The following is a 26,001-nucleotide window of genomic DNA, read 5'->3' as shown; positions in this document are numbered from 1 at the left end:
AGGGCTCCTTCGCTCTCTTCCAGGGTGATGCCGGAGTGTCTCCGTGCGACTCAGTCGCCCGCGCATCCGCACGAGCCGCGGTGCACGATGCGCGACGCCAGGACGGTCGGGACGTCGTCGGGGGCTGTCCCATCGACGAGACCTGTGAGGCGCTGTGCGGCGAGCGCGCCGAGCGCACGCACGGGCTGGACGACGGAGGTCAGCCCGGGACGCACATATGCGGCGGTGGTCGTGTCGTCCCAGCCGGTGATCGCGATGTCGTCCGGGACCTGCACGCCGCGGTCCTGCAGATGTCGCATCACCGCGAGCGCGAGCTCGTCGTTTCCGCAGATGAGCGCGTCGTACGGCATGCCTTCGGACAGGAGGTGCTCTGCGGCGGCGACGCCCTGGTCCTCGACGGGATCGCACGCGAGGAGTCCTGGGGCCGGCAGCCCTGCGGCGGACATCGCGTCGAGCACTCCGAGGTGGCGCATCCCGAGATCAGAACCCCTCTCGGGACGGCCGATGAAGGCGGGGCGGACCCGACCTGCGCCGAGAAGCCTCTCCGTCAGCTCGCGGGCGGTCCTCCGGTTCTCGGAGAAGAGCGCGTCTCGCCCGGGGATCCGTGGACGTGCGATGGTGACCACGGGAAGGCGTGGCGCGGTGCGGGCGATGAGGTCGTCCGTGGCGGCGCTGCGCGCCATGAAGGCGATGCCGTCGACCTTGCTGGCGAGCCCGCGGACGGTGCCCTCGGCGTCCTCCCGGGGGTTGGCGAGCGTGATGACGACCGAGAGCCCCCGGTGGCTCGCCTCGATCTCGAATCCGACGAGCAGTTCTGCGTAGTAGGCACCGTCGACGTGCGGAAGGACGAGTCCGAGGGCGCGGGTGCGTCGTCCGGCGAGCGCGCTCGCCGCGGCCGTGGGGAGATAGTCCAGTTCTCGCGCCGCGGCGATCACCGCATCACGGGTCCCGGGGGCGACCTTGGTGCTGCCCGCCAAGGCACGGGAGACGGTCGCCGTCGAGACGCCTGCACGCTCGGCGACCGCGTAGATCGTCGCGTGGACGACTGGTTCTCGCGCGGATGCCATCTCGTGTCCTCATCGACTCGGTGCGTTGCTCGGAACCGGTTGCGCCTGCCCACCTCCCGACATTGGAAAGTGATGCACTCCTGTGCGCAGCCCGTCTCGCAACCGCTTACATTTCGGATGCAAGCGGTGACACTACGGGCCACGAGCGGGGAATGCAAGCGCTGTCATCCCCGAGAGCATGCCGCGTCGCAACGGGACCACTGGTCCCGTACGGGCTCGGTCCCGGACGCGTAGGCTCGTCCGGCGGCGACGGATCCACGCACCTCGCGTCGTGCCCGATGACGTCTCCGCCGCACCGTTCTGACTCTCTCACCGAGGAGGATCCATGTCCCAGCTCGTCGACCTCATCGACCCCGCCGCCATCCGTCTCGAGGTCGGTGCGGAAGATCGCACCGCTGCGATCCGCGCCGCCGGCGATCTCCTCACCGCGGTCGGCGCCGCCTCCGAGGCCTACACGGAATCGATGCTCAGAGCGGTCGAGCAGCACGGTCCCTACATCGTCATCACCCCGGGCTTCGCGCTGGCCCATGCCCGCCCTGACGATTCCGTGCACCGCACCGCGCTCTCCTTCGTCCGTCTGTCCCGGCCCGTGGAGTTCGGTCACGCGTCCAACGACCCCGTCACGATCGTGATGGGGCTCGCGGCCGTCGACGCCTCCGCACACCAGCAGGCCCTTGCCCAGCTCGCGACCGTGCTCGCCGACCCGGCCTCGCGTGCGGCGCTCGACACGGCCTCGAGTCCCGAGGAGGTCCTCACGACGCTCGCCGGGTCCGCGCAGCCGGAGCCGCCACGCCCGGCTCCCGTCGCGACACTCACGCACACCGGTCCCGCAGAACCCGATGCCGCCGAGCTCGACGATGCCGTTCCGTCCAAGAACCTCGTGCTCACGGTCTGCGGCAACGGGCTCGGGACGAGCCTCTTCCTCAAGAACACCGCGGAGCAGGTCCTCGACCGCTGGGGCTGGTCGCCTTACCTGACCATCGAGGCCACCGACACGATCTCCGCCAAGGGGCGTGCCGGCGAGGCCGACGCCCTCCTCACCTCGGGCGCGATCGCGCAGACCCTCGGGGACGTCGGCGTCCCCGTGGAGGTCGTCGACAACTTCACCTCCCAGGCCGAGGTCGACGCCGCCCTGCGCCGCATCTACGCCGTCTGACCTGCATCCACCGACCCACACCCGTTCGGAGCACCCGCCATGTCCGCGCTCGTCGCTGTCGCCCAGTTCCTCGTCAACGAGATCCTGAGCGTCCCCGCCTACCTCATCGGCATCATCACCGCCATCGGCCTGATCGCACTCCGCAAGAGTGTCGGCCAGGTCGCCGGGGGTGCCATCAAGGCCGTCCTCGGCTTCCTCCTGATCGGCGCCGGCGCCACCCTCGTGGCGGCCTCGCTGACCCCCTTGGGCACGATGATCCAGGGCGCCCTCGGCGCACAGGGCGTCGTGCCCACCAACGAGGCCATCGCGGGGATCGCCCAGGAGCAATACGGAGCACAGGTGTCCTGGCTCATGATCCTCGGATTCGTGGTCGCCATCCTTCTGGCGCGCTTCACGCCTCTGCGGTACGTCTTCCTCACCGGGCACCACCTGCTGTTCATGGCCACGATGATCACCATCGTCATGGCGTCCGCCGGCATGCCCACTCCCGTCGTCGTGATCCTGGGCGCCGTGCTGCTCGGCATCCTCATGGTGTCCCTCCCCGCTCTCGCGCAGCCGTGGACCCGAAAGGTGTCGGGGGACGACTCCATCGCCATCGGCCATTTCGGCACCGCCGGATACATCGCGGCGGGCACCATCGGTCGGCTGGTGGACCCCAAGGGGCGCAGCCGGTCGACCGAGGACATCAAGGTGCCCGAAGGACTCCGCTTCCTGCGGGACTCGATGGTCGCGACCGCGCTCTCGATGGTCCTCATGTACGTCGTCGTCGCCGTCGTGTACCTGGTCAGGGCGGGTGCCGACACCGCCTTCACCGCCTTCGAAGGCGGGGCCACGGACGTGGGCAACTACCTCATGCTCTCGGTCACGCAAGGTCTCCAGTTCGGGATCGCCGTGGCGGTCATCCTGTTCGGCGTCCGCACCATCCTCGGAGAGCTCGTCCCCGCCTTCCAGGGCATCGCCGACAAGGTCGTCCCGGGAGCCGTCCCCGCACTGGACGCACCGATCGTCTTCCCCTTCGCCCAGAACGCCGTGCTCATCGGATTCCTCTCGAGCTTCGCCGGCGGACTCATCGGCCTGCTCCTGCTCGGCACGGTCTTCGGTCCCGCCTTCGGTCTCGCGCTCATCCTCCCTGGCCTCGTGCCCCACTTCTTCACCGGCGGTGCCGCGGGGGTCTACGGCAATGCCACCGGCGGGCGGCGGGGAGCCGTCGCCGGCGGTCTCGTCAACGGCCTGCTCGTGACCTTCCTCCCCGCCGTGCTGCTCAAGGTGCTGGGCAGCTTCGGTTCGGCGAACACCACCTTCGGGGACACCGATTTCGGCTGGTTCGGCATCCTCATCGGATACGGAGCACGCCCGGGTGTCCTGCTCGGATCGAGCCTGCTCGCTCTGATCGGTCTCGTCATCCTCGCCGCCGCGATCCTGGTCCAGCGTCGCGTCGTGGACGGCGGCTGGGATCCTGCCCCCGCGCGTCGCGCAGTCGGGAAGCCCGATGCGTCGGGCGACGGCGCGGCATCGAGATCCCGCGCCGCCGGAGCTGTCGCCTCCCGCCGGAAGGTCGCGCCTCCGACCGGGGCACCTGTGCCCCCGGCGCCTCCGCGGGGCTGAACGCACCCGATGACGCGTCGACGACTGTGGAGCCCGGTCACCGGGGCCCACCGAGTCGTCGCGGTCGTCACCGTTCGCCCCCTGGGGCGATCTGCCCTCTGGTCGCGGCGACAGCGCGACAACGACCTGACTGTGTGCGCCCATGCCCTCCGAAATCTGAGGGCATGGGCGCTCGCAGTCAGGTTCGTGCAGGTGCTCCCGGCGAGGGGGCGTCCACGACGCCTCGCGCACCCGGCGTCCGGCCCCCGGCACGGGCTTTCGCCCCGGCGTGATCGGCCCGACCGGCGCCACCGGCCCGACCGCCTCCCCCGGTGCGCCCTCGCGCCGCTGTACCGCCGGCCTACTCACCTGCCCCCGCCGTGCCCGGCCCGTTCAGCACCGTCGCCGCATCCGACCCATCCGGCGCATGCGGCCCATGCGGCCCGACCGTCGCCGCATCCGTCCCACCCGGCGACACCACCCTGCCCAGCGTCACCACCGGCAGCGACGGTCGCGACCGCCACGGCGTCAGCAGCGCACCGATCCCGAGCAGCAGGACCACCGCGATGATCCCCGCGTGCGTGTCGATCAGCAGGCTCATCTCGCCCACCGTCGCCTCGGTGGCGACCAGGCCCAGCACCGTGGTCCCGGCGACGTTGAACACCGAGTGGGCGATCGCGGCCGGGATGGGGCTGCCCGCGGCGCGGTCCGTGATCGCCCCGAACAGGAGCGACATCCCGATGCACGGGAGGATGAAGAAGGGGATCGCGATCCACCGGTCGATGCCGGCGTAGTTGTAGCCGATGATCATGACGGGCAGGTGCCACAGGCTCCAGATCGCGCCACCGACGATCGCGGCCCGCACCGGTCCGAGAGGCTTCAGGGCCGTCCACAGCCAGCCGCGCCAGCCGATCTCCTCACCGAGGGTGAACGCCGTGGTCACGACGATCCCCGCCACCGTCACGAACAGGATCACCGCGACGAAGACGACTGGGGACACCTCGGTCCCGGCGGTCTCGGCGAACTGCAGCGTGCCGATCTCGAGCCATGTCCGCCCGGTGAGGTCGCCCGGGACCCCGCGCAGCACCATCGCGATCGCGGAGAGCAGCTGGACGGCGAGCACCGCCACGATCCCGACGCCGCTCCACGCGAGGATGCGCAGCCATCGGCCACGGAAACGCAGACCCACCCGAGTGCGCCAGGACGTCTTCTCGACGGCCTTGGACATGATGATCGAGGCGATCGCCGGGGCCCACATCCCCATGCCGATCACCAGCACGAACAGGGGGTGCGCGATCCCTTCGGCGAGGAACCAGAACGGCGCCGCGATCACGGCGAAGATCGCATAGGAGATGAGGGTGAACAGCCCCACCCGACGCCACGGCACCTTCTCGTACCAGAGGATCGGCGCGGGGATCCTGCGGGGCGCTGGGGTGTCGATCGCCGGCGGCGCTGTCGGGACGCCCGTCCCGGGAGCGGAACCGTCCGTGCGGGGCCCGCCGTGCTCGGCCGCCGGCGGCGAGGTCGCGCCACCCGTCCCGTCCGGGCGGGGCTCTCCGCCATCGCCGGTTCGCGGCACGGGATCGTGGCCCGTCCCGCCGAACTGCGGGGCCGACGGCGCCGTCCAGGCGCCTTGGGCGTGCTCGGGTGTGCTGGCTCCGGGTCCCGTCGGCGTGTTCATGGGATCCAGCAGACCCGGGAGCCGCGAGCCCGACAACCGCTGTGGCCGTCCCGCAGACCTCCGGCGCCCGCCCGTCGACGATCGTCGGGGTCTCCGTGCCCCTGTCTCCGGGATCACCGCCGAAGGTCGCGGTCGTCCACGACCAGGAGTCGTCGATCACAATGCAGTCGATGCAACGTTTCACCCCCTGCACTTTTCAGGGAATCCGGCCTAGCATCCCTTCTCGTGCGAGGCCCCTCGCACCGGCTCCTGTCGGCCCCGGCCGCCCAGCAGAATCGAAGACCAGCATGACCGCGACCACTGCCCCCGCTGCCGTGACCGGTACCCGCCCCGGCGGCGCCGTGATGACCCAGCGCCAGATCACCCTCGTCATCCTCGCCCTCATGGCAGGCATGTTCCTGTCGGCGCTCGACCAGACCATCGTCGGCACCGCGATCCGCACGATCGGCGACGACCTCCACGGCCTCGACCAGCAGGCCTGGGTCACCACCGCGTACCTCATCACCTCGACCATCGCGACGCCGATCTACGGCAAGCTCTCGGACCTCTTCGGCCGTCGCCCCCTCTACATCTTCGGCATCGGCGTGTTCATCCTGGGCTCGCTGCTGTCGAGCTTCTCGACGTCGATGATCATGCTCGCCGCCTTCCGCGGCTTCCAGGGCATCGGCGCCGGCGCGCTGATGTCGCTGCCGCTGGCGATCATGGGCGACATGCTCGCCCCCCGCGAGCGCGCCAAGTACCAGGGCTACTTCCTGGCCGTCTTCGGCATCTCCTCGGTCGTGGGCCCACTCATCGGCGGCGTCTTCTCCGGCGCGGACCAGATCCTGTGGATCGCCGGCTGGCGCTGGGTGTTCCTCGTCAACGTGCCCGTCGGGATCGTGGCGCTGGCGATGGTGCTGATCTTCCTGCACCTCCCCCGCTTCCACCGTGCCGAGCGCCCGCGCATCGACTGGTGGGGGGCGACATCGGTGATCGTGGCGCTCGTCCCGCTGCTGCTGGTGGCCGAGCAGGGCCGCGAATGGGGTTGGACCTCGGCGGCCGCGTTCATCTGCTACGCCCTGTCCGCCATCGGCCTCGCGGCCTTCCTCATCGTCGAGCGCCACATGGGCGACGACGCGATCATCCCGCTGAAGCTGTTCGGCTCGCACACCTTCTCGATGGCCACGATCCTGGGCTTCCTGGTGGGCTTCGCGATGTTCGGCGCGATGCTGACCATCCCGCTGTACCTGCAGATCGTCAAGGGCCTGACTCCCACCGAATCGGGCTTCGCGACGCTGCCGATGGTGCTGGGACTGATGATCTCCTCCATCGTCTCCGGCCAGATCGTCGCCCGCACCGGCAAGTACCGGATCTTCCCTGTGACCGGCACGTTCGTGACCGCTGCCGGGTACGTGGTGCTCACCTTCATCACGGTCGACAAGCCGCTGTGGTTCCTCATGATCGGCATGTTCCTGATCGGCGGCGGCCTGGGCCAGCTCATGCAGTCCCTCACCCTCGCGACCCAGAACTCGGTGGCCGGCCGCGACATGGGCGTGGCCACGAGCGCCTCGACGTTCTTCCGGCAGATCGGCGGCACGATGGGCACAGCGGTGCTGCTGTCGGTGCTGTTCACCGTCATGCCCACCAACATCCAGTCGGCCATGGGCGACCGGGACGACCTCACCTCCGCGCTCGATGCCGCCCTGACCCCATCGGTCGCGACGGCATCGGCCAACAAGGGCGTCATGGAGGAGATCTGGACGCCGATCACCACGCCGCTGACCGCGAACATCCAGAAGCAGCTGGACCAGGGCACGACCCAGGCGCTCGGCGCCGCCGACACGGCCGTGACCGATCAGGTCACCCAGGCCGTCCAGCAGGAGGTCGCCGCGGGCCGCGTCCCCGCCGCCCAGCAGCAGGCCGTGATCGACCAGCAGGTCGCCCAGGCCACGCCGCAGGCGCACGAGCAGGCGCTGACCGCCGCCGCGGACAAGACCCACACGACTGTCCAGGACGGCAAGCTCGTCGTGGACTGGTCGAACGAGGGCCAGCGCACCTACTGGGTGGACCAGGTGGCCCCGAAGCTGGCCGACCAGATCGCGGACCGCGACTCCTCGGGCAGCTCCTCGAGCGACCAGTCCAGCGACACGTCGTTCCTCAACGGTGCCGACGCGCGCCTGACCCGCCCCTTCATGACAGGCTTCAACGCCTCGGCCGTGACGATCTACTGGGTGGGTCTGGCCGTGATCCTCGCAGCATTCGTCCTCTCGTGGTTCTTCAAGGTGCCGCCGCTGCGTGACCGTTCGGCGCTGCAGGAGGCGGCCGACAACGCGGCCGTGGGCGACGACGGCGCCGACGACCTCCACGCCGCCGCCGCGCAGGCCGCGGTGACCACCGGATCTCCGGTCGTGCCCAGCACGGGCGAGATCCAGGTCCAGGACCCGGGTGCGAGGGCGGCCGGGGACGACGGGTCGGGTCGGGCCGGCGCCGGCGGGTCGCTGCGGGACACGGCGGGTCGCGACGCATCGCGCGGTGCCGAGGACAAGTCGGCGGACCGACCCGCCGGGACCACCGCGGCCGACGGCGCCTCCGTCACCGGGTCGGCCCCGGCCGCGCCGCACGACGGGACGCACCGCGGCAGCCCGGATCCCGAGGAGGGCGTGCACGCCCCCGCCGACGCGGACTCCCGCCCCGTCGGCACGCACGAGGCGCTGATCGATGCCGTGGACGCCGAAGTCTCGACCGGTGCCGAGACCACGGGACGGGTGCCGGGTGACCTGGACGCGCCGGCCACCGGGAGCTCGGCCCCCGCGCCGGGCAGCGACTCCCCGACCGCCGTGACCGGCGAGCACGCGGACCCGCGTGACCCCGGCGCCGACGACCGCCCGCACGGAACCCACCGGGCGTGATGCGCCCATGACCCACGCGGGTTCCGCACACCCGGCCGGGGCCACCGGCCCCGGCCGCGGCGGCGCGGCGGAGGAGCCCTCCTCCCTGCGCGAGCGCAAGAAGCTCCGCAACCACCAGGCGCTGCACGAGGCGGCCCGGGACCTGGTGCTCGAACGGGGCCTCGCCGACGTCAACATCGACGAGATCTGCGCCCGAGCCGGACTGTCGCCGAGGACGTTCTTCAACTACTTCCCCACCAAGGCCTCGGCCGTCATCGACTACGCCTCCCCCCGGGTCGGTCCCGAGGTGCAGCAGCGCTTCGCGGAGCGCTGCGACGCCGAGGGGCTCCTGGCCGGCACCTGCCTGCTCATCGCCCTGACGCTGCCGCACGACCGGCTGCGCTCCAAGGACCTGATGAGCCACCGCCCGGAGCTGGCCCCCGCGATCCATGCCTGGATGGCCGAGCTGCGCTCCTCCATCCTGGCGACCGTCGCGTCCCGGGCCGACGACGCCACGGCCCGCCTCGCGGTGGCCCTGGTCATCGCGGCGCTGTCCGTCGCGATCGAGCAGGCCCTCCCGGACGAGGGCGAACGCCTGGCCGCGAGCCTGCTGACCACCGTGCGCGCGATGCAGGCGCTGCGGGACTGAAGGGGTGCCCGCGTGCGGGGGGGGGGCAGGGCCTGGGGGCAGTGCCTGCGCCCGCTGGGTTGGTCGGCTCCGGTCGCGCGAGGGCGCTCGGCGCGTGCGTGCCGACCTGGGCGCACGCGGTCCCGGGTCGCCGTGTCGTCCGACGCGCCTCCGACGCGGCAGGCTGCCGTCGTCGCGTGCACGGACCTGACTCCCAGCGCCCGAGGCCCCCGAATTCGGAGGGCATGGGCCTCCACAGTCAGGTTCGTGCACGCATCCGCCGGGAAACCCACCCACGAGCTCGATCCACGAGCCCGATCCACGAACCGTGCCGCCACACGTGGCACGCCCGGTGCGCAGGCCGTCCGCGCACACCCGTACCGGTCAGGCCCCCGGCACCCGCAGGGTCGTCGCCCGCAGGTCGGCCCCCGTCAGGCGCAGGGACTCGCCGGCCGCGGGGTAGACCCGCACCGTCCTCGGCGTGCCGTGCGCAGGCAGCACCTCCACGAGGCTCGCGTCGACGAGCACGGTCACCGCCCCGCCGTCCACCGCGACCACCGTGTCGCGCACCGTGCCGTCGACGCCCACCAGCTCGACGCGCACGCCGTCGCCCGTGTCGACCTGGGCCGCGGCCGGGGTTCCGAGCTCGATCGTCGTCCCGTCGGTGGGCAGGTCCGCGCCGCGGAGGGCGGCGAGCTCGGCCGGGACGCGACTGACCAGCAGATCCCTCTCCAGTGCCAGCTCCCGGGGGAAGGTCAGCGTCCCCGCCCAGCCCTGTGCGTCGGTCTGCTCCTGGGTGCGGGCGGCCCCCTCCCAGGACCAGCCCCACAGCAGCACGCGGTCGCCATCCGCATCGACCACGGCCTGCGGGGCGTAGAAGTCCGGCCCCTCGTCGACGATCCCGCCGGCCGTCGGGGCGTACCGCACCTGCGGCATCCCGTCGGTGGAGCGCTCCACGTGCAGGTCACCGACGAGGTAGGCGACACCGCCGAGGGAGGACCCGCCGGCACGCTCCGGCTCCGTCCAGAGGCTCACCGACAGCACCCAGCGATCACCCAGCCGCACGAGCTGCGGGCACTCCCACAGGTCCGCGGGCGCCAAGCGCGCGGCGACAGCGTCCTCCCCGGTCAGGATCGACCCGAGGTAGCGCCAATGCGCGAGGTCGCTGCGGTCCCACGCGAGGATCGCGGGAATCGGGCGCACCGTGCCGTCGGCCTCGGTCCGGTGGAGCTCGGCGCCCTGGACGGCGAGGCGCAGGCCGTCGACCTCGAACAGGAAGGGGTCGCGGACGCCCACGAGCCCGGGCTCGTCGGGAAGGTCCGCGGCGACGCCGGGGAGCGCTTCGAAGGACGTCAGGTCCGCTCTGCCGCGCTGGACGACGACCCGCGACACGTGGTGATCCGCGCCGCTGACGCCCGAGTAGACGGCGTACGGCACGCCGTCCTCCACGGTCGCGACGCCGCTCCAGCAGCCGTCGGCGTCGGCCTCCCCCGGACGCGGCACGGGCCCCAGCGGCTCCTCGCGCCAGGTGACCAGGTCGTCCGAGGACACGTGCCCCCAGTGGATGCGGTCGTGGCGCGCCGAGTGCGGGTTGTACTGGAAGAACACGTGCCAGCGGCCGTCCACGCGGCAGACGCCGTTGGGGTCGTTGATCCATCCCCGGGGGTGCGTGCGGTGCAGGGCGGGGAAGTACGGGTCGGTCACGGACACTCCTGAGGTTGTCGAGGTGCGGTGCGGCGGTCCGGGAGGACCGGGCGAGGTGGGGGTGGGCGGTCAGACGGGGCAGCGCCTCCGGAGAGGCGGGAGCGACGCGAGGCGGCCGTGTTCCGGTGCCGGGGCGATACCCCGGCGCCGCGCCGGCGTCCGCACGCCGCGTGCCGTCGAACGCCCCGCACCCACCCACCTCACTTCGAGGACCCCGCCGTCAGACCCTCGCGCAGCGACCGCTGGCCGAAGAGGAACACGACCACCGCGGGGAGCATCGAGAGGATCACGCCGGCCAGCACGATGGAGATCGAACCGGTGCCGAGGTTGCCCTGGAGCGTCACCAGCCCCAGCGGCAACGTGTAGTTCTGCTCGGAGATCATGAAGATCAGGGGCCGGAAGAACTCGTTCCAGTGGAAGTTGAAGGCGAGCACCCCCACGATCGCCATGCCGGGGAAGGCCAGCGGCGCATAGATCGAGAAGAACGTGCGCCACGGGCTCGCGCCGTCGATCGATGCCGCCTCCCCCAGCTCGAGCGGCAGCCCGAGGAAGTACTGGCGCATGAGGAAGGTGCCGAAGGCGGTCGGGATCGCCGGCAGGATCAGCGCGAGCAGGGTGTCGGACAGCCCCATGCCGCGGATGATCATGAACACCGGGACGATCGTGACCTGGACGGGCACAATCATGGTGGCCAGCACGATCGCGAACGGGGCGTTCTTGCCGCGGAAGGACATGCGGGCGAAGACGTACCCGGCCATGGCGGCCGTGACCATCTGGCCCACGGCGACGATCCCGGTGACCAGCGCGCTGTTGAGCACCAGCAGCGGCACCTTGATCTGCTCGAACACGGCGGCGTAGCTGGAGAAGTCGGGGCTCAGCGGGAAGAAGCTGGGCGGGAGGCTGAAGGACTCGGAGGCGGGGCGCAGGGACGTGGTGAACGTCCACCACACCGGGCCGAGGGTGAGGATCGCGCAGACCGCGAGGACGGTGTACTTCGCGACGGAGGGCAGGCGGCGCTTCATCGGGGCTCCTGGGACTCGTGCGGGGAGGGCTGGCGGCGGCGGTGCCGGGAGCTCACTGGTAGAAGACGAACCGGCGCGACAGGCGGAACTGCAGCGCGGTGACGAGCATGATGAGGACCATCAGCACCAGGCCGATGGCGCTCGCGCGGCCGAACTCGAGCTCGCGGAACGCGCTCTCGAAGATGACCATGACGGCGGTGCGGGTCGAGTCGCCGGGGCCGCCGCGGGTCAGCACGTACGGTTGGTCGAACACCTGCAGCGCGGAGATCACGGCCATCACGGAGGCCACGAGGATCGTGGGGCTGACCAGCGGCAGCGTGATGTGGCGGAACTGCTTCCAGCCGGTGGCGCCGTCGATCGAGCCCGCCTCGTAGACGTCCCGGGGGATCGCCGCGAGGCCGCCGAGGAACAGCAGGAATGAGAACCCGAAGTTCTGCCAGACGTACACCGCGATGACGACGACCATCGCCCACGTGGTGGAGGTCAGCCAGGGCACGGCGGGGATGTTGACGAGCGACAGGAGCCAGTTGATGACGCCGAACCGCTCGTTGAACAGGTACTTCATGAGGATCGAGACGCTGGCCGCCGAGAGGATCAGCGGGAAGAAGAACGTCGAGCGGAAGAACACCCGCAGCCAGGCGGGCATGCGGGTCTGGACCAGCACCGCCAGCAGCATCGCGACGCCCAGCTGCGCGGCGACGGCGAACACGACGAACACGCCCGTGTTGGCGAAGGCGACGCGCACGGTGCGGTCGGTGGCGATGTCGACGAAGTTGTCGAGCCCCGAGAACTGCGGCGAGGTGATGATGTCCCAGCGGACGAACGCGAGGACCAGCGAGGCGATGATCGGCAGGACCACGAAGATCCCGACGCCGAGCATCGTCGGGGCGAGGAAGATCCAGGTCAGCAGGCCGGACTGGCGGGCGCGGGTCATGAGGGGTCCTCCTCGAGGACGGAGCGCAGATCCGCGTCCAGGGTGCGCAGCGAGGCGGTCACCTGGTCGGGTCCGCCGCTGACGGCGGTCGAGATGTTCTTGATGAGGGCGGTCTCCACGGCGGCCTGCTGCGGGGGCGCGGGGATCGGCCCCGAGGTCGGGAAGCGGTCGAGCGTCTCGTAGAAGCGCTCCCAGTGCTCGGGGCCCTTGCCGGTGTAGAAGCGGTCGTTGACCATCGAGCGCCGCGTGGGGGTGGTGGCGGGCGTGGGGAAGGCGAGCTCCATCGCCTCCTTGGAGGCGGTGTACTTGATCCACTCCCAGGCTTGGTCGGCCTTCGTCGTGGACTTCATGATGGCGTAGCCGGCGCCGCCGAACTGGTGGCGCTGGGAGCGCCAGCGGGGGAAGAACTGCACGTCGAACTGCGCGGGCTTCATGCCACCCTCGGCCAGGCCCTGGACCCAGTAGCCGCCGGCGGGCGTCGAGCCGATGCGCCCGGAGGCGAACAGGCCCACGAGCGTGTTGCCGCCGCCCTCCTCGGGCCGCACGGCCAGCCCCTCGGCGATGAGGGAACGCAGGTAGTCCACGCTCTCGTGCACGGGTTCGCCCGTCGCGTTCGAGGAGGTCCACAGGTAGCCGCCGGAGCGCTCGGTCTCCTCGGGGTAGAAGGTGTCCCAGATCTGTCGTCCGCCAGGCGCCTTCTCCTCCTTCAGGAACGAGGTCTCGTTGACGTACAGCCACGGGACGACGCCGCCGAACAGACGGTTGGTCCAGAAGTACGGCGTGGCGTCGCCCTGCATGCCGCGCAGGAGGTCGGTGAAATCGTCGCGGGTCCAGTCGTCCGGCGGCATCTCGAGGCCGTTGCGGGCCAGCACGTCGAGGTTCAGGTACATGTTGGCGGCGTTGAAGTCCAGGGGCAGCTGGTACAGGCTGCCCTTGTACATGAAGGCCTCGATGAGGCTCGGGTAGACGTCGGAGAAGTAGTCCTGCATGACGTCGGCGTCCCGCTGGACGAAGGTGTCGAGCGGGAGGGCCAGGCGCTCGGCGAACAGCTGCGCACCCTCGGTGGCGGTGTAGACGACGTCCGGGGCGGTGCCCGCGGCGACCATCGTCAGCACCTTGGCGAAGAAGTCGCCCCAGTCGGTGGCCTGGACGGCCAGGATCCGCACGGGGATGTCGGGGTGCTCCTCCATGAAGCGGGCGGCGATCTCCTGGCGGCCCGCGGCATCGGTGGAGTTGCCCAGGATGAGCACGGTCAGGGCGTCGTCGCGGCGACCGGGGATGTCGGCCGCGGTGAGGCGGGGCCAGGAGGCGGCCAGGGCGCCGGCGCCCAGGACGCCCGCGCCGCCGAGCAGGAGGCGGCGGGTCAGAGCGGAGTCGGGTGGCATGGGGTCCTCATCGTCGAGTCGTCCACGGCGCGGCTGCGCCGTCCGTCGCGGGGCGACGGCAGCGACTTGGACACGTGTCCAAGTCCGCCTCGAGAAGTATGCGGACCCAGTTCTACACGTGTCAAGCGATGGTCGGGACGATGACCGCGAATGCCGGCGTGAGCGTGGTCCGCGCGGGCTGCCACACGCGGCGGGACCAGGTCCGAGCAGGCGGCTCCGGCCGCGTGCACCCGGTCTGCGCGGGCGGTTCCGGCCGTGGCCACCTGGTCTGAACGAGCGGCGCCGCAGACTGCAGGTCCGTTCAGGTCACCCCGTGGACAGCGCTCAGGCCGGTTCCGGCGCCGCCGCGACCGTCCCGCGCTCGACGAGCGGGCAGGGCACGACCTCGACCCGAGGGACGGTCGGGCCCGCTCCGCCGTCCTCACCCGCGTTCCCGTCCTCGAGCAGGGTCAGCAGCGCCCGCATCGCGAGCGCACCCATCTCCTCGTGCGGGAGGGCGATCGTGGTCAGCGGCGGCGTGAGCTCCTCGGCGAAGAAGTCCTCGTCGTCGTACCCGATCACCGACAGCTCCCGTGGCACGTCGACCCCCGCGAGGGCGGCGGCATGGATCGCGCCCGCGGCCACACGGTCACGGATGCACAGCACCGCCGTGGGCGGTTCGGCACGCGCGAGCAGGCGCCGGGTCTCGCGCAGGCCGTCGGACATCTGCCATCCGGCCCGGACCACCTCGGGGCTCAGCCCCGCCTCCTCCATCGCGGCGCGGTAGCCCGCCTCGCGCTCGACCGTCGCGACGGCCGCGTCCCCGCTCGAGAGCATCACGATCCGTCGGTGCCCCACGTCCAGCAGACGTCGCGTCGCGCGAACGGCTCCCCCGCGGTCATCGGGCACGACCGCGAGCGCGACCTCGGCGACGCCATCGCCGTCGTGGAGCTGCTCGCCGTTGAGCATGACCAGCGGCAGGCCCTGCGGCACCGGAGGCAGGTCCTTGCGGGCATGACCCATCTCGGCGTAGACGAACCCCTCGACCTGGCGCGCGGCGAGACCGCGCATGGCCGCGGCCACGTCGGCATCGCGCAGGGAGAGGTCCACCGTGAGCACCAGGTAGTCCTGCGCGGCGGCCTCCTGGGCGGCCGCGCGGATCATCCGACCGGCCCACGGCGATGTCGAAATCTCGTCGGTGATGAGGCCGATGGTGCGGGTGCGCCGATCCCGCAGCGACAGGGCGATCGAGCTGCGGGTGTAGTCGAGCTCGGCGGCGGCCCGCAGCACGCGCTCCCGGGTCGCGGGGGCGACCGTCCCCTCGACCCGGCCGTTGAGCACCATCGAGACGGTGGCGCGGGAGACGCCGGCCCGGGCCGCGACGTCGGACGAGGTCGGGCGGCGCGCGGGAGGGGTCACGGCCCCAGGGTACGCAGGCGCCGACACCCGTCGATCCTCACGGCCGCGGCGCGTACGCCGTCACGAGCACGGAGATCGTCACGACCACATGCTCCGGGGACGGGCCCGTGCCCGCGAGGGCGGCGACGTCGAGGTGGCGCGCGCTGGGGGTCATGCCGATGAGGTCCCGAGCCTGCGCCGGGGTGAGGTCGATCGAGCGCTCGAGGGTCCAGGTCCGCTCCGGGACGAAGAGGGGGTCCAGCGCCCGGGCCAGGCGCTCCTCCTTCGCGGGGTCGATCGCGACCATGCCGGGCACGGCGTGGCGGAGCTCCGCGAGGTGGTCGACGGTGGGGCGGGCCACGACGAGCCGGCCGTCCGGACGCAGCACCCGCGCGAACTCGGCGGGGTTGCGGGGGGAGAACACGTCCAGCACCACGTCGACGCTCGCAGCGGGCACGGGGAACGTCTCGAAGGCGTCCCAGGTGGCCGCGAGGGTGCGGGGGTGCGAGCGCGCGGCGACCCGCAGGGCCCGCACGGAGGTGTCCAGGGCGATGCCCCGGGCCGTCGGCACGGCGTCGAGGGCCCCTGCCAGGTAGTACCCGGTGCCGGCGCCGACGTCGAGCACGACGGGATCGGGCGTGCCCGCGGGCACGGGCGGATCCGCGGGAGCTCCCGCGTGGGCGGTGGGTGAGGTGCGCCACGCCGCGCCCGGCGCAGCCGCGAAAAGCCCTCGAGCGGTCAGCGCGGCCGTCACGACGGCGTCGCGGAGAGGGGCGTACGCGCCCGTGGACAGGAACCGCTCCCGAGCCCGGGCCATCTCGTCGTCGTCCCCGCTGACGGCGCGCCGGCCGCCCAGCAGCGAGACGTACCCGTGCCGCGAGACGTCGAAGGTGTGGCGCGAGGGGCAGCGCAGCGCCGTCCCGGCCACCTCCACCCGCGCCCCGCAGACGGGGCAGCGCAGCAGCTCGGATGCGCCGCTCAGGACGCCCGGAACCAAAAGGTCTCCTCCTCGAGCGCCCCGGTGACGCGGAACCGCCCGGACTCGACGCCCTCTGCCGGGACCAGGAACGCCATGTCGAACTCCTGGCTCATGTTCTCGGTCATCTCGCCGTATCCGGCCGACCGTGGCACGGTCACCCACTTCTGGGGGAACTCCTCGCCGCTCTCCGTCTGGTACTCGATCTCCGCCACGGATCCGCCGGTGATCCGCCCCGCCCCGGTGTTGGTGACCTTCACCGGGATCAGGATGTAGACCTCGCCGTCCGGGGCCTCGTCCGTGGTGCGGCTGGCCTTGTGCAGCTCGGGATAGGCATCCCAGTCCGGGGTGCCCAGCTCGATGCTCGCAGTGCCCTGGGACGTCTTGACCGTGACGGCCTCGGTGCCCACCAGGTACGGGTGGGCATGGGTGCCGTCCGGAGGGACCTCCTCCTCGCGCAGGAAGTGCGAGGCACCCGCCCATCCGCCGATCCCCACGCCCAGCACGATCACGAGGCACACGGCGAGAAGTCCGGCGAGGAACCCACGGCTCAGCGGGCGACCCCGAGGGTCGGCACGATGGTCGGCGGTGACCGCCGAGCCCGATCCGTAGGGGTCGCCGTTCCGGGACGCGGCGCCCTGCCAGGCGGGACCGCTCTGGCCAGGAGTCGGTGCCAGCCCCTGCGGGGTGGCCGGGGCCTCGTGCTCGTAGCGCGCGTCGGGAGCCGACGCGGGATCATGGTGCACGGGCTGTTCCCACGTGGGGGCCGCGGCCGGGCGCTGCGGAGCGCTCCCGGGAGGCGGCGCCGAGGCGAGCTGCGCCGACGGGGGCTGGGCCGATGCGGGCTGGGCCGACGGGGGCCGCGCAGGACCGGAGGGGCCGGGCTGGGCAGGATGCGACATGGCGATGGGACGCGCAGGGCGTCACCCTCCTTCCCCCGATGGCGGGTCGTCGGGCCGTCCGTGTCGCGACGTGGGCGTCGAGGGGCGGCCGCCCCCATCGTAGGGTGCGCGATCATGGGGTGCGGGCGCCGCGACGCGGACGTGCGGACGGCCGCGCGCCTCACCCCGCGTCGACGTACAGGTAGTCCCCGTCCCAGGTCGACAGCGAGAGGACGGCCGATCCCGGGTCCAGATCATCCGGGACCTCGACCAGCACCTGCCCGGCGGCCGTCTCCCCGTCGGTGATGCCGCCCTGGCGCCACAGCGGCGCGGGGGCGATCGCGAGCGTCGGGTCGGCCATGTAGAGGTCCTCGTCGGTCTCGATGTCGAGGTAGAGCTGCTCCTCGAGATCGACGTGCCCGGGTCCGACGTAGCTGCCGTGCACGGTCACCAGCACGTATTTCGAGCCCTCGCTCGGGGGTGCGTTGTCGGGAGCGGCGGCGGCGACCGCGGCGACCGCGTCCCAGTCGACGGCATCCACGACGTAGGTGACCGTCCCGCCCTCGGCCAGCGGCCAGCTCAGGCCGTGCTCTCCCATCCGGGCGGGCGCGGTGTAGGTGCCGACTCCGGGCACCTCCTCGCCGTTCTCGTCGACGACGGTGCCCTGCGCGACCGGCAGCTCGTCGCCGCCGTAGTAGTCGTCCTCGAAGGACGTGGAGCCGAAGCCGTAGCCGGCGAAGAACCCGGCGCCGAGCGCCATCGCGCCCACGAACAGCAGGACGACGAGGGACCCGGCGACGATCGCGACGATCCCGCCCGTGCCGATCCGTCCCCGCGGAGGCACGATCGGGGGCGCGGCGACCGGCGGGGCCCCGACCGCGGCCCACCCGGGTGCGAGCGGCTGCGGGGCCGGCGGACCGTAGGGGTTGACGACCTCGGTCGGGTGGGACCGGGAGGTGTCGATCTCGTGCATGGACGTCCTCGTCTCGACGCGGCCACGACGGCCGGCGCGGACGCGTGGTGCGCCGCTGGCCGAAGCGTAGTCAGATCCGGGCCGTGCACGCCCCGTCGTGGCCGGATCGAGACCAGCGCGATGCCGACATCACCGGTCAGTGGGCGAAACGCTCCCCGTGGAAGGTCTGCCCGGTCGCCTCCTGAGAGGCCCCGGTCTGATCGAGGTAGGGCGTCAGACCGCCCCGGTGACGGGGGAACCCGGCACCGAGGATCATCGCGAGGTCGATCTGCTCGGGCCCCTCGATGACGTGCTCGTCGAGCATGAGGCGCGATTCCTCGGCCAGGCCCAGCAGGACCGTGCGCAGGAGCTGCGGGCCGACGGCGGCACCGTCGCCCTGGCCACCTGTCCCGAAGGCCTCGGCGACGCCCGGGGCGACGGTGGGATGCACGGACCCGCTCGCCTTCTGGGTGAAGCGCTCGCTGCGCTCGACCATGGACGACAGCCCCGGGGAGACGGGGAAGCGGTCCTCGCCGAGCTGATCGGCCAGCACCTTGCCCACGTGGTCCGCGACGGCGATCCCGACCAGGTCCAGGAGCTGCAGGGGCCGCATCGGCATGCCGATCTCGTCGAGGGAGGCGTCGACGTCGCTCGGGCGGGCGCCGGCGTCGAGGGAGCGCAGCACCTCCGAGAGCACGCGGAACAGCAGGCGGTTGACGATGAACCCGGGGGCATCTGCGCTGTCGACCGCGAACTTGCGGCAGCGGCGCACCACCTCGGCGCCGGTGGCGAGGACCGCGGCATCGGTGCGGTCGGTGTGGATCACCTCGACCAGCGGCATCTTGGCGACGGGGTTGAAGAAGTGCAGCCCGACCACCCGCTCGGGGTGGGCGAGGTCCTCGGACATCGCGCCCACCGACAGCGAGGACGTGTTGGTCACGAGCAGGGCGTCCGGTGCCAGCACGCCCTCGAGCTCGGCGAACACGGCCTTCTTGATGCCCAGCACCTCGGGGACGGCCTCGAGCACGAGGTCGCAGCCGGCGAGGTCCTGGACGTCGCTCGTGGCCGAGAGGAGACCTGCGACCTGGGTGGCCTGGTCCTCGCGGAGGTGACCGCGGGCGGCGGCCTGGGCGATCACGTCGCGGGCGTGCGCCAGGCCCCGCTGGGCGATCTCCTCGTCGAGGTCACGGAGGATCACGGGCACCTGCAGCCCGAGCGCGAGCTGCGCGGCGATCTGGGCGGCCATGAGGCCGGCACCGGCGACGCCGACGCTCTTCAGCTCGCGGGCGCCCTCGACGGGGCGACGGCCGGGCTTGCCACGGCGCAGCAGCTCGGCGGCGTAGAGGGAACCGGCCGCGGCGTCGCTGACGACGAGCTCGGTGAGCGCCTGCTTCTCGCGGTCCAGGGCATCGGCGAGCGTGGAGCCGGGCAGGGCGTCGAGCAGGGCGAGCGCGCGCGCAGGGGCCGGGGCGCCGGTCGCGGCGAGGCGTGCGACCCAGGCGCGGCGGGACTCGGCGGGGCTGTGGGCGGCGTCGAGCGCGTCCCGCAGGGCGTCGGCCTCCGCGGACCCCTCCTCGGGGATCGGCGAGGGGCGGTCGGTCCAGGTGAAGCCGTCCTCCTCGTGCTCGTCGGCGGCGGCCTGGACGAAGGTGGCGAAGCCATCGAGCGCGGCGTCGAGGTCATCGGCCAGCGCGTCGACGAGTCCCAGCTCGAGGGCCTGGGCGGCCGTGAGCTGCCGGTCTCGGGCGGGATCCTCGAGGATCAGGCGCACGGCGGCCTCGCCGCCGACGACCGAGGTCAGGAGCGTGGTCCCGCCCCAGCCGGGGAGGATCCCGAGGCTGGTCTCGGGCACGGCGATGCCGCGCACGCCGGGGGCGGCGGTGCGCATGTCGGCCATCAGCGCGACCTCGAGGCCGCCGCCGAGGGCCGCGCCGTTGAGGTGGGCCAGGATCGGCACCTCGGCGGTGCGGACACGCTGCTGGAGCTGGTGGGCGAGGTCGGTCATGGGGCCGACGGCGTCGGCGGCCGTGGGGTCGGCGAACATCGACAGGTCTGCGCCCGCGAGGAAGACGCGGTCGGTGCCGGTCAGGACGATCGCCTGGATCGCTCCGGTCTCCCCGCGGTCGAGCGCGGCGGTGATCGCAGTCGCGAGGTTCTCGATGGAGCGTGGGCCCAGCGTGGCGGGGCGGGTCTCGCCCTCGGGCGGCGCGATGGTCAGGACGGCGACGGTGCCGATCCCCTCGTGCTCGCGGTCCTCGCTGAGGACTCGGGTGACGTGCTCGGTGTAGATCGCGGCCATGGCCGTTCCTCTCGTCGTCGACAGGGGGCGGCACACGGGTGTGCCTGATACTCCCAGTATCATATAGGGGGCGGTGGGCCGGGGCGCTCGCGTCGGAGCCGGGACGTGTGCACGGGCCGGGGCGCTCACGGCGGGGCCGGGGGGCGCGTCCCGGCCGCGCGGAGTCAGGCCGGCTCGCGCCACATCCGCGTCATCGTCGGGAGGTCCCGATCGCTCAGGGTGCCGATGCCCCGGAAGCCGAAGCGCTCGTAGTACGGATCGTTCGCGGGCTTGGAGGATTCGAGGTAGGCCGGGAGGTGCAGGCGATCGAGGATCGCGAGGCGGTGGTTCAGCAGGGCCTTGCCGACGCCGCGGCGGCCGGCACGGGGGTCCGCGCCGATGCTCTCGAGATACCAGTGCGGGGACGTGGGGCGGGCCCGCTCCCCCTCGCGTTCGGTGCGCACGAGCCGGCCCAGCAGCGGGCCCGTCGCCCGCACGGCCAGGGCCGCGGCCCGCGTGGTGCCGATCAGGCCGTCGAGGAGTCCGGCGCCGGAGCCCTCCCGGTCCGGCCCCACCCAGATCGTCGCGCCCAGGACCTGCCAGGTCGCGGGATCCACGGCCAGGTCGATCGCGTGAGGGCTCAGGAGCACGCGCTCGAGGTTCGCGCGGAACAGCAGGGTCAGCCGCTCGACGGGACGATCGGAGGGCACGAGCGCGGAGCCGATCGGATCGGGCGCGAAGGCGCGGGCGAGCACGGCGGCCGTCTCGTCGAGATGGGCGCGGTCGAAGGGGACGACGCGCGGGGGCACGGGGTGATCGGTCATGGGGACAGGGTAGGGAGGGGGCGTGGGTGGGGGCTGGGTCCTGGGGACGAGGAGTCCCGGGACGTGCACACCGGACCACCTCAGCACCTGCGCGAGAGCGACATCCACGTCGCGACGGGCCTCACTATCGTCGGGCGAAGGGGAGGCGGTGGCCGTCGCGGATCGTCCACCCGCGCGACCAGGGAGGTGCACGATGACGCACGGCACCGCACACCGCGCCGCCCACGTGCTGGCCGCGCTCTGCATCGTCGCCGGAGCCACGAGCTGCTCGGCGGACCTGTTCGAGGATCCCGAGCTCTTCGGGGATCGCGCGACCGGTCTGCGGGATCCGTCCTCCGAGTCGATCGTGGAATCCGCGGGTGCGCCGATCGACGCGGAGCAGCTCGCGGCCCTGGCGTGCACGCCTCGCGAGCGCTCGGGGCAGGACGTGCTGCAAGTGTGCTTCTCGACGTCGGCCGAGGAGTTCGTCGTCCTCGAGCGGATCTTCTGAGCGCAGCGTGGCCCACGCCAAGATGACGCCGTGCGTCACACCCGGCCATCGGCTCTGGGCGCGAGGGCCCGCGCGGGCCTACCGTGGCTCCACCCACCCGCACGACGCCCCGAGGAGGCCCCTCCATGGCCACTCCCACCCACGACCGCGTGGCCCCTGTGGACACGACCGTCCTGGACAATCCCGCCTGGTCCTCGCTCACCGGCGCGCACGCCCACCTCGCGATCGGCAACGACGAGGTCAGGCACTACCCCGAGGACGTCTCGCCGTTCGTGGGCATCCGGGATCTCGCCGATCCCGGGGTCTGGGACGCGATCCTCGAGGTGTTCGGCCACGATGCGGTCGTCGGCGTCTCCCATGCGGATCCCGTGCTGCCCGAGGGCTGGGAGTGGGAGTTCCGCGTCCCCGGCGTGCAGCTGATCCAGACTGACGCCCTGGTCACGCGGCCCGATCCGGAGGCCGTCGAGCTGGGTGCCGACGACGTCGCCGACATGCTCGCCCTCATCGAGCGCAACCGTCCCGGGCCCTTCGAGCAGCGCACCCGCGAGCTCGGGCGGTACATCGGGATCCGCCGCGAGGGGAAGCTCGTGGCGATGGCTGGCGAGCGCCTGCACCCCGCGGGCTGGACCGAGATCAGCGCGGTCGCCGTGGATCCCGATCAGCGTCGGCAAGGGCTCGCGTCGCGTCTGGTGCTGGACGTGGCCTTCCACATCCAGCAGCGGGGCGACCGTGCCTTCCTGCACACCGCGGAGTCGAACACGGGCGCCATCGCGGCGTACGAGAAGCTCGGTTTCGCGCTGCGGCGTCGGCTGACGTTCGGAGCCGTGCGGACGCCGTGAGGTCGATGGGGCGATGAGGGCTCGCGGCTCCGGGAGCCCTTCCGTCGAATCTGCGATGGCCACCAGACATCGGCCCCATCGGCCCGCGGAGGTCGGGCTCGCCGGACCACGATGTTTCCCGCGTGTCCCGACCCCCCGACCATCGGGCCACTGCCGACTGCCCCACTGCCCCGATGACTCACTGACTCACTGACTCACTGACTCACTGGCTCACTGGCTCACTGACCGCAGGGTGCCAACGCGCCCTCCAGGGACGCGGCACCGGCTCAGCCCTGTGCGCCCTCACCCCGTTGCAGGCTCAGCCCTGTGCGCCCTCATCGCGTTGCACGCTCAGCCCTGTGCGGCCTCAGTCCTGTGCGCGTTCAGCCCTTGACCGCCGAGTACGCGTCGAGCGCCTCCTGCCGTGAGGCCTTGAGGTCCACGATCGGCGCGAGGGCGTCGTCGGTCCCGGCCTCCGGCACCCAGCGCCGCACGTAGGCGCCGTGGGGGTCGAACCGCTCCTGCTGCCGCTCGGGATTGAACACGCGGAAGTAGGGCGCGGCGTCGTCCCCGGTGCCGGCGACCCATTGCCAGTTGAAGGGGTTGGAGGCCTCGTCGGCGTCGACCAGGGTGTCCCAGAACCACTCCTCGCCGCGCCGCCAGTGCAGGCGCAGGTTCTTGGTGAGGAACGAGGCGACGACCATCCGCACCCGGTTGTGCATGGTGCCGGTCTCCCACAGCTCCCGCATCCCGGCATCGACCAGGTCGATGCCCGTGCGTCCGCGCTGCCAGGCCCGCAGCTCCTCGGCGTCCTCCCGCCAGTCGAAGCCGTCGAACTGGGCGCGCACGTTGGCGGTGGCGAGGTCGGGCAGGTGGAACAGGCGGTGCCAGGCGAACTCCCGCCACAGCAGCTCCGCACGGAAGGTCTCGGCGCTGCCCGCGCGGGAGCGACGGCTCGCATGCCGGGCCTCGCGGGGCGACACCTCCCCGAACCGCAGGTGCGGGGACAGGCGGCTGGTGCCGTCGCGGTCGGGGCGATCGCGGTCCTCATCGTAGGTGGCGAGCACGTCGGCGAGGTCATCCAGGCGCGCGCGAGCACCAGCCTCCCCCGGGGTCCACATCGCCCGCAGACCGCCGGCCCAGTCCAGGTGGGTGGGCAGCCAACCGCGAGCATCGAGGCGCTCTGCGAAGTCGCCGTCGCGCAACCACGTGCGGACCTCGTGCCCGGCGACGCGAGTGGTCGGTGCGGGCCCGTCGAGCCGGTCCGGGACGTCTTGGGGCGACTGCGGGGGCGGGGCGTCCGCGCATGCGCGGGCGAACGGGGAGTAGACCTTGTAGGGCTGGTCCGCGCCGGTGCGGACGGTCCACGGCTCGTGCAGGAGGAAACCGGGGACGCTGCGCGCGTCGACGCCGCGGTCGTGGAGGTCTGCCTTGATACGGGCGTCGGCCTCGCGGAAGGGAAGGTGGTAGCGGCGCTGCCAGGCGACCGTGTCGGCGCCCGTCTCCTGGGCGATGCGGAGCAGCTGCTCGTGCGGATCGCCCGAGGCCAGGACCACGGGGATGCCGTGCTCACGGAGGTCCGCGGCGAGGGCGGTGAGGGAGTGGTGCAGCCACCAGCGGGAAGCGCCACCGAGGGGCCGGGCGCCCTCGACCCGCTCGTCGATGTGCACGGCGATCACGGGGCCTGCCTGGGCGGCATGGGCCAGGGCGGCGTTGTCGTGCAGTCGCAGGTCGTCTCGGACCCACCAGATGCTGGTCATGGGACGACGGTAGTGGGTCGGGTCGGCGCGTTCCCCGTGGCGGGCAGCGCGGGCGCTGGCCGCCGACGACCAGCGGCCGCGGGTGTACCCGTGCACCCGATCCAGGGCCGTGGGTGTGCCTGGGCACCCGTTCCTGGGGCCCGCATGCCCGCGGAGCTCGACCCGGCACCACGTACATGCGGCGGGCCTCGCCCCGGGGCCGTCGTCACGGTACCGTGGGCGACACCCAAGCGGGGCTCGCCGTCGCGTCGGGTCCCACGAGGGCCGGGTCTCACGAGGGCCACGATCGCCCCGTCACCCGCACTGCGACGCAACAACCTGACTCCACACGCCCGAGCCCTCCGATTTTCGAGGCCGTGGGCGCTCACAGTCAGGTTGTTGCATCCACCCACCCGCCACGTGCGGCGTCCTCGCACCGCATCGACGGTGGCCCCGCCGCTCGGCGGCACGACCGGGGGCTCCCACGACGTGTCCGGCTGCTGGCGGCATCCGTGCCGCGGGGCCCCAGACGGCGCCCCGAACGCGGCCCCGAGGCCCGATCACCGGCGATCGGCGATCGGCGACCGGCGACAGACCAGAGACCAACGGCGACCTGCGACTGGCAACGGGTAACGAGCAACGACCACACCGTACGGTGAGGCATGCCCGATCGTCCCCTCGCCCTCCGCCCTCCCGCGCTCGTGGTCATCGACGTCCAGAAGGGATTCGATGACGCCAACTTTTGGGGACGTCGGAACAACCCCGAATGCGAGACCAACATCGCCGCCCTGCTGGCGCGGTGGCGACGCCAGGGGTGGCCGGTCGTCCTGGTCCGGCACGACTCCTCGACCCCTGGGTCCCCGCTGACCCCGGGGTCACCGGGTCATGAGTTCCAGGAAATCACCGAAGGGCCGGCGGACCTGGTGGTCACGAAGTCCGTGAACTCGGCGTTCCTGGGGGTGCCCGACCTGAACACCTGGCTCCGCGGCAACGACCTGTCCGAAGTGGTGATCTGCGGGATCACCACCAACCACTGCTGCGAGACCACCGCGCGGATGGCGGGCAACCTGGGGTACGAGACGGTCTTCGCGATCGACGCGACGTACACCTTCGGACGCGTGTCCCCCGACGGCACGGAGATGTCCGCAGACCTGCTCTCGGAGGTCACGGCGACCAACCTGCACGGCGAGTTCGCGACCGTGGTCCACACGGCGGAACTCCTGGGCGGAGGAGTCGCTCAGCACCCGCGGTGACCCAGCGCGACGCACACTCGGGGGCCGGTCGTGACACCCGCGTCCGGCCGCGTTCGCCGATGTCGACCCACGCCGGTCCACGCCTGGCGGCGCATGCCCGCGTCAGCGTGCGTCCAGCGCGCTGGGCACGCTCGCAGGCCGTCGCCCGCGTCCACCCGCGACGACGGATGCCCTGTGGTCGTGTCCGAGTGCGGTCGGCGTCGGCTTCCGGGCGCTGGGGGGCAACAACCTGACTCCACGCGCCCGAGCCCTCCGAATACGGAGGGCTCGGGCGCTCACAGTCAGGTTGTTGTCGCCGCCCTCCGGACTCCCCGCGTCCCGCAGGTTCTCGTCGCCGCCCTCCAGGCTCCCGACGTCCCACAGGTTGCTGTCGCCACCCTCCGGG

Annotated in this window: 20 protein-coding genes; 7 read left to right on the top strand and 13 right to left on the bottom strand. The window is 72.3% G+C overall.

Features of this window, described 5'->3' with window-relative positions; all coding sequences use genetic code 11:
- Window positions 1-50: 50 nt before the first annotated feature.
- The gene (locus ACT3TZ_RS06370; protein ID WP_444582559.1) at window positions 51-1,067 is read right to left on the bottom strand and encodes a LacI family DNA-binding transcriptional regulator; all 1,017 of its coding nucleotides are present in this window, start codon (window positions 1,065-1,067) and stop codon (window positions 51-53) included.
- A gap of 325 nt (window positions 1,068-1,392) precedes the next feature.
- Between ACT3TZ_RS06370 and ACT3TZ_RS06365 the strand changes: the two genes are divergently transcribed.
- Both ACT3TZ_RS06365 and ACT3TZ_RS06360 read left to right on the top strand, forming a co-directional pair.
- On the top strand, window positions 1,393-2,223 hold the full coding sequence (locus ACT3TZ_RS06365; RefSeq protein WP_444582558.1) for a PTS sugar transporter subunit IIA: 831 nt from the start codon (window positions 1,393-1,395) through the stop codon (window positions 2,221-2,223).
- 39 nt (window positions 2,224-2,262) lie between these two features.
- Window positions 2,263-3,828 carry a PTS ascorbate transporter subunit IIC gene (locus ACT3TZ_RS06360; RefSeq protein ID WP_444582557.1) on the top strand — a complete coding sequence of 522 codons (1,566 nt, stop codon included), beginning with the start codon at window positions 2,263-2,265 and terminating at the stop codon, window positions 3,826-3,828.
- A 340-nt stretch (window positions 3,829-4,168) separates the two neighbouring features.
- Here ACT3TZ_RS06360 and ACT3TZ_RS06355 read toward each other — a convergent pair whose 3' ends face one another.
- Complete coding sequence (locus ACT3TZ_RS06355) at window positions 4,169-5,488, bottom strand: CPBP family glutamic-type intramembrane protease (RefSeq protein ID WP_444582556.1); 1,320 nt, start codon at window positions 5,486-5,488, stop codon at window positions 4,169-4,171.
- Between the two features lie 287 nt (window positions 5,489-5,775).
- On the opposite strand from ACT3TZ_RS06355, the gene ACT3TZ_RS06350 reads away from it, so the two are divergent.
- Window positions 5,776-8,376, top strand: coding sequence for a DHA2 family efflux MFS transporter permease subunit (locus tag ACT3TZ_RS06350; protein ID WP_444582555.1), 2,601 nt, complete (start codon window positions 5,776-5,778; stop codon window positions 8,374-8,376).
- A 7-nt stretch (window positions 8,377-8,383) separates the two neighbouring features.
- Complete coding sequence (locus tag ACT3TZ_RS06345) at window positions 8,384-9,004, top strand: TetR/AcrR family transcriptional regulator (protein WP_444582554.1); 621 nt, start codon at window positions 8,384-8,386, stop codon at window positions 9,002-9,004.
- Between the two features lie 363 nt (window positions 9,005-9,367).
- On the opposite strand, the gene ACT3TZ_RS06340 is transcribed toward ACT3TZ_RS06345, so the two are convergent.
- From ACT3TZ_RS06340 to ACT3TZ_RS06295, 10 genes are all read right to left on the bottom strand, one after another.
- Window positions 9,368-10,687, bottom strand: a complete 1,320-nt coding sequence (locus ACT3TZ_RS06340; RefSeq protein WP_444582553.1) for a glycoside hydrolase family 32 protein — start codon at window positions 10,685-10,687, stop codon at window positions 9,368-9,370.
- Between the two features lie 200 nt (window positions 10,688-10,887).
- A complete protein-coding gene (locus tag ACT3TZ_RS06335; protein ID WP_444582552.1) occupies window positions 10,888-11,709 on the bottom strand; it encodes a carbohydrate ABC transporter permease in 822 nt (273 codons plus the stop codon).
- A gap of 52 nt (window positions 11,710-11,761) precedes the next feature.
- The gene (locus ACT3TZ_RS06330) at window positions 11,762-12,643 is read right to left on the bottom strand and encodes a carbohydrate ABC transporter permease (RefSeq protein ID WP_444582551.1); all 882 of its coding nucleotides are present in this window, start codon (window positions 12,641-12,643) and stop codon (window positions 11,762-11,764) included.
- Window positions 12,640-14,028 carry an extracellular solute-binding protein gene (locus ACT3TZ_RS06325; RefSeq protein ID WP_444582550.1) on the bottom strand — a complete coding sequence of 463 codons (1,389 nt, stop codon included), beginning with the start codon at window positions 14,026-14,028 and terminating at the stop codon, window positions 12,640-12,642. Before ACT3TZ_RS06325 ends, ACT3TZ_RS06330 begins: the two co-directional genes overlap by 4 nt.
- Window positions 14,029-14,352: 324 nt before the next feature.
- Entirely contained in the window at window positions 14,353-15,426 is a 1,074-nt protein-coding gene (locus tag ACT3TZ_RS06320) for a LacI family DNA-binding transcriptional regulator (protein WP_444582549.1), read from the bottom strand.
- A gap of 37 nt (window positions 15,427-15,463) precedes the next feature.
- On the bottom strand, window positions 15,464-16,402 hold the full coding sequence (locus tag ACT3TZ_RS06315) for a putative RNA methyltransferase (protein ID WP_444582548.1): 939 nt from the start codon (window positions 16,400-16,402) through the stop codon (window positions 15,464-15,466).
- A complete protein-coding gene (locus ACT3TZ_RS06310; RefSeq protein WP_444582547.1) occupies window positions 16,384-17,127 on the bottom strand; it encodes a hypothetical protein in 744 nt (247 codons plus the stop codon). Before ACT3TZ_RS06310 ends, ACT3TZ_RS06315 begins: the two co-directional genes overlap by 19 nt.
- Before the next feature lie 316 nt (window positions 17,128-17,443).
- A complete protein-coding gene (locus tag ACT3TZ_RS06305) occupies window positions 17,444-18,235 on the bottom strand; it encodes a hypothetical protein (RefSeq protein ID WP_444582546.1) in 792 nt (263 codons plus the stop codon).
- Between the two features lie 136 nt (window positions 18,236-18,371).
- Window positions 18,372-20,513 carry a 3-hydroxyacyl-CoA dehydrogenase NAD-binding domain-containing protein gene (locus ACT3TZ_RS06300; RefSeq protein WP_444582545.1) on the bottom strand — a complete coding sequence of 714 codons (2,142 nt, stop codon included), beginning with the start codon at window positions 20,511-20,513 and terminating at the stop codon, window positions 18,372-18,374.
- A 164-nt stretch (window positions 20,514-20,677) separates the two neighbouring features.
- On the bottom strand, window positions 20,678-21,316 hold the full coding sequence (locus ACT3TZ_RS06295; protein ID WP_444582544.1) for a GNAT family N-acetyltransferase: 639 nt from the start codon (window positions 21,314-21,316) through the stop codon (window positions 20,678-20,680).
- 193 nt (window positions 21,317-21,509) lie between these two features.
- Here ACT3TZ_RS06295 and ACT3TZ_RS06290 point away from each other — a divergent pair, with 193 nt between their 5' ends.
- Both ACT3TZ_RS06290 and ACT3TZ_RS06285 read left to right on the top strand, forming a co-directional pair.
- A complete protein-coding gene (locus ACT3TZ_RS06290; RefSeq protein WP_444582543.1) occupies window positions 21,510-21,806 on the top strand; it encodes a hypothetical protein in 297 nt (98 codons plus the stop codon).
- 125 nt (window positions 21,807-21,931) lie between these two features.
- Entirely contained in the window at window positions 21,932-22,645 is a 714-nt protein-coding gene (locus ACT3TZ_RS06285; RefSeq protein WP_444582542.1) for a GNAT family N-acetyltransferase, read from the top strand.
- Between the two features lie 362 nt (window positions 22,646-23,007).
- Here ACT3TZ_RS06285 and ACT3TZ_RS06280 read toward each other — a convergent pair whose 3' ends face one another.
- Window positions 23,008-24,384, bottom strand: a complete 1,377-nt coding sequence (locus ACT3TZ_RS06280) for a cryptochrome/photolyase family protein (RefSeq protein WP_444582541.1) — start codon at window positions 24,382-24,384, stop codon at window positions 23,008-23,010.
- Between the two features lie 641 nt (window positions 24,385-25,025).
- Here ACT3TZ_RS06280 and ACT3TZ_RS06275 point away from each other — a divergent pair.
- The gene (locus tag ACT3TZ_RS06275; protein ID WP_444582540.1) at window positions 25,026-25,616 is read left to right on the top strand and encodes a cysteine hydrolase family protein; all 591 of its coding nucleotides are present in this window, start codon (window positions 25,026-25,028) and stop codon (window positions 25,614-25,616) included.
- Window positions 25,617-26,001 lie beyond the last annotated feature (385 nt).

This window comes from Brachybacterium sp. AOP25-B2-12, from assembly GCF_052378625.1.
Lineage (GTDB): Bacteria > Actinomycetota > Actinomycetes > Actinomycetales > Dermabacteraceae > Brachybacterium.
The sequence above is the reverse complement of the archived record's forward strand: the minus strand, read 5'-3'. Positions and strand labels throughout refer to the sequence as shown.

What these genes read in the sequence shown, in the direction of transcription:
- ACT3TZ_RS06370 (WP_444582559.1), bottom strand. Translation starts at nt 1,067, where the DNA reads ATGGCATCCGCGCGAGAACCAGTCGTCCACGCGACGATCTACGCGGTC.
- ACT3TZ_RS06365 (WP_444582558.1), top strand. Translation starts at nt 1,393, where the DNA reads ATGTCCCAGCTCGTCGACCTCATCGACCCCGCCGCCATCCGTCTCGAG.
- ACT3TZ_RS06360 (WP_444582557.1), top strand. Translation starts at nt 2,263, where the DNA reads ATGTCCGCGCTCGTCGCTGTCGCCCAGTTCCTCGTCAACGAGATCCTG.
- ACT3TZ_RS06355 (WP_444582556.1), bottom strand. Translation starts at nt 5,488, where the DNA reads ATGAACACGCCGACGGGACCCGGAGCCAGCACACCCGAGCACGCCCAA.
- ACT3TZ_RS06350 (WP_444582555.1), top strand. Translation starts at nt 5,776, where the DNA reads ATGACCGCGACCACTGCCCCCGCTGCCGTGACCGGTACCCGCCCCGGC.
- ACT3TZ_RS06345 (WP_444582554.1), top strand. Translation starts at nt 8,384, where the DNA reads ATGACCCACGCGGGTTCCGCACACCCGGCCGGGGCCACCGGCCCCGGC.
- ACT3TZ_RS06335 (WP_444582552.1), bottom strand. Translation starts at nt 11,709, where the DNA reads ATGAAGCGCCGCCTGCCCTCCGTCGCGAAGTACACCGTCCTCGCGGTC.
- ACT3TZ_RS06330 (WP_444582551.1), bottom strand. Translation starts at nt 12,643, where the DNA reads ATGACCCGCGCCCGCCAGTCCGGCCTGCTGACCTGGATCTTCCTCGCC.
- ACT3TZ_RS06325 (WP_444582550.1), bottom strand. Translation starts at nt 14,028, where the DNA reads ATGCCACCCGACTCCGCTCTGACCCGCCGCCTCCTGCTCGGCGGCGCG.
- ACT3TZ_RS06305 (WP_444582546.1), bottom strand. Translation starts at nt 18,235, where the DNA reads ATGCACGAGATCGACACCTCCCGGTCCCACCCGACCGAGGTCGTCAAC.
- ACT3TZ_RS06300 (WP_444582545.1), bottom strand. Translation starts at nt 20,513, where the DNA reads ATGGCCGCGATCTACACCGAGCACGTCACCCGAGTCCTCAGCGAGGAC.
- ACT3TZ_RS06295 (WP_444582544.1), bottom strand. Translation starts at nt 21,316, where the DNA reads ATGACCGATCACCCCGTGCCCCCGCGCGTCGTCCCCTTCGACCGCGCC.
- ACT3TZ_RS06290 (WP_444582543.1), top strand. Translation starts at nt 21,510, where the DNA reads ATGACGCACGGCACCGCACACCGCGCCGCCCACGTGCTGGCCGCGCTC.
- ACT3TZ_RS06285 (WP_444582542.1), top strand. Translation starts at nt 21,932, where the DNA reads ATGGCCACTCCCACCCACGACCGCGTGGCCCCTGTGGACACGACCGTC.
- ACT3TZ_RS06280 (WP_444582541.1), bottom strand. Translation starts at nt 24,384, where the DNA reads ATGACCAGCATCTGGTGGGTCCGAGACGACCTGCGACTGCACGACAAC.
- ACT3TZ_RS06275 (WP_444582540.1), top strand. Translation starts at nt 25,026, where the DNA reads ATGCCCGATCGTCCCCTCGCCCTCCGCCCTCCCGCGCTCGTGGTCATC.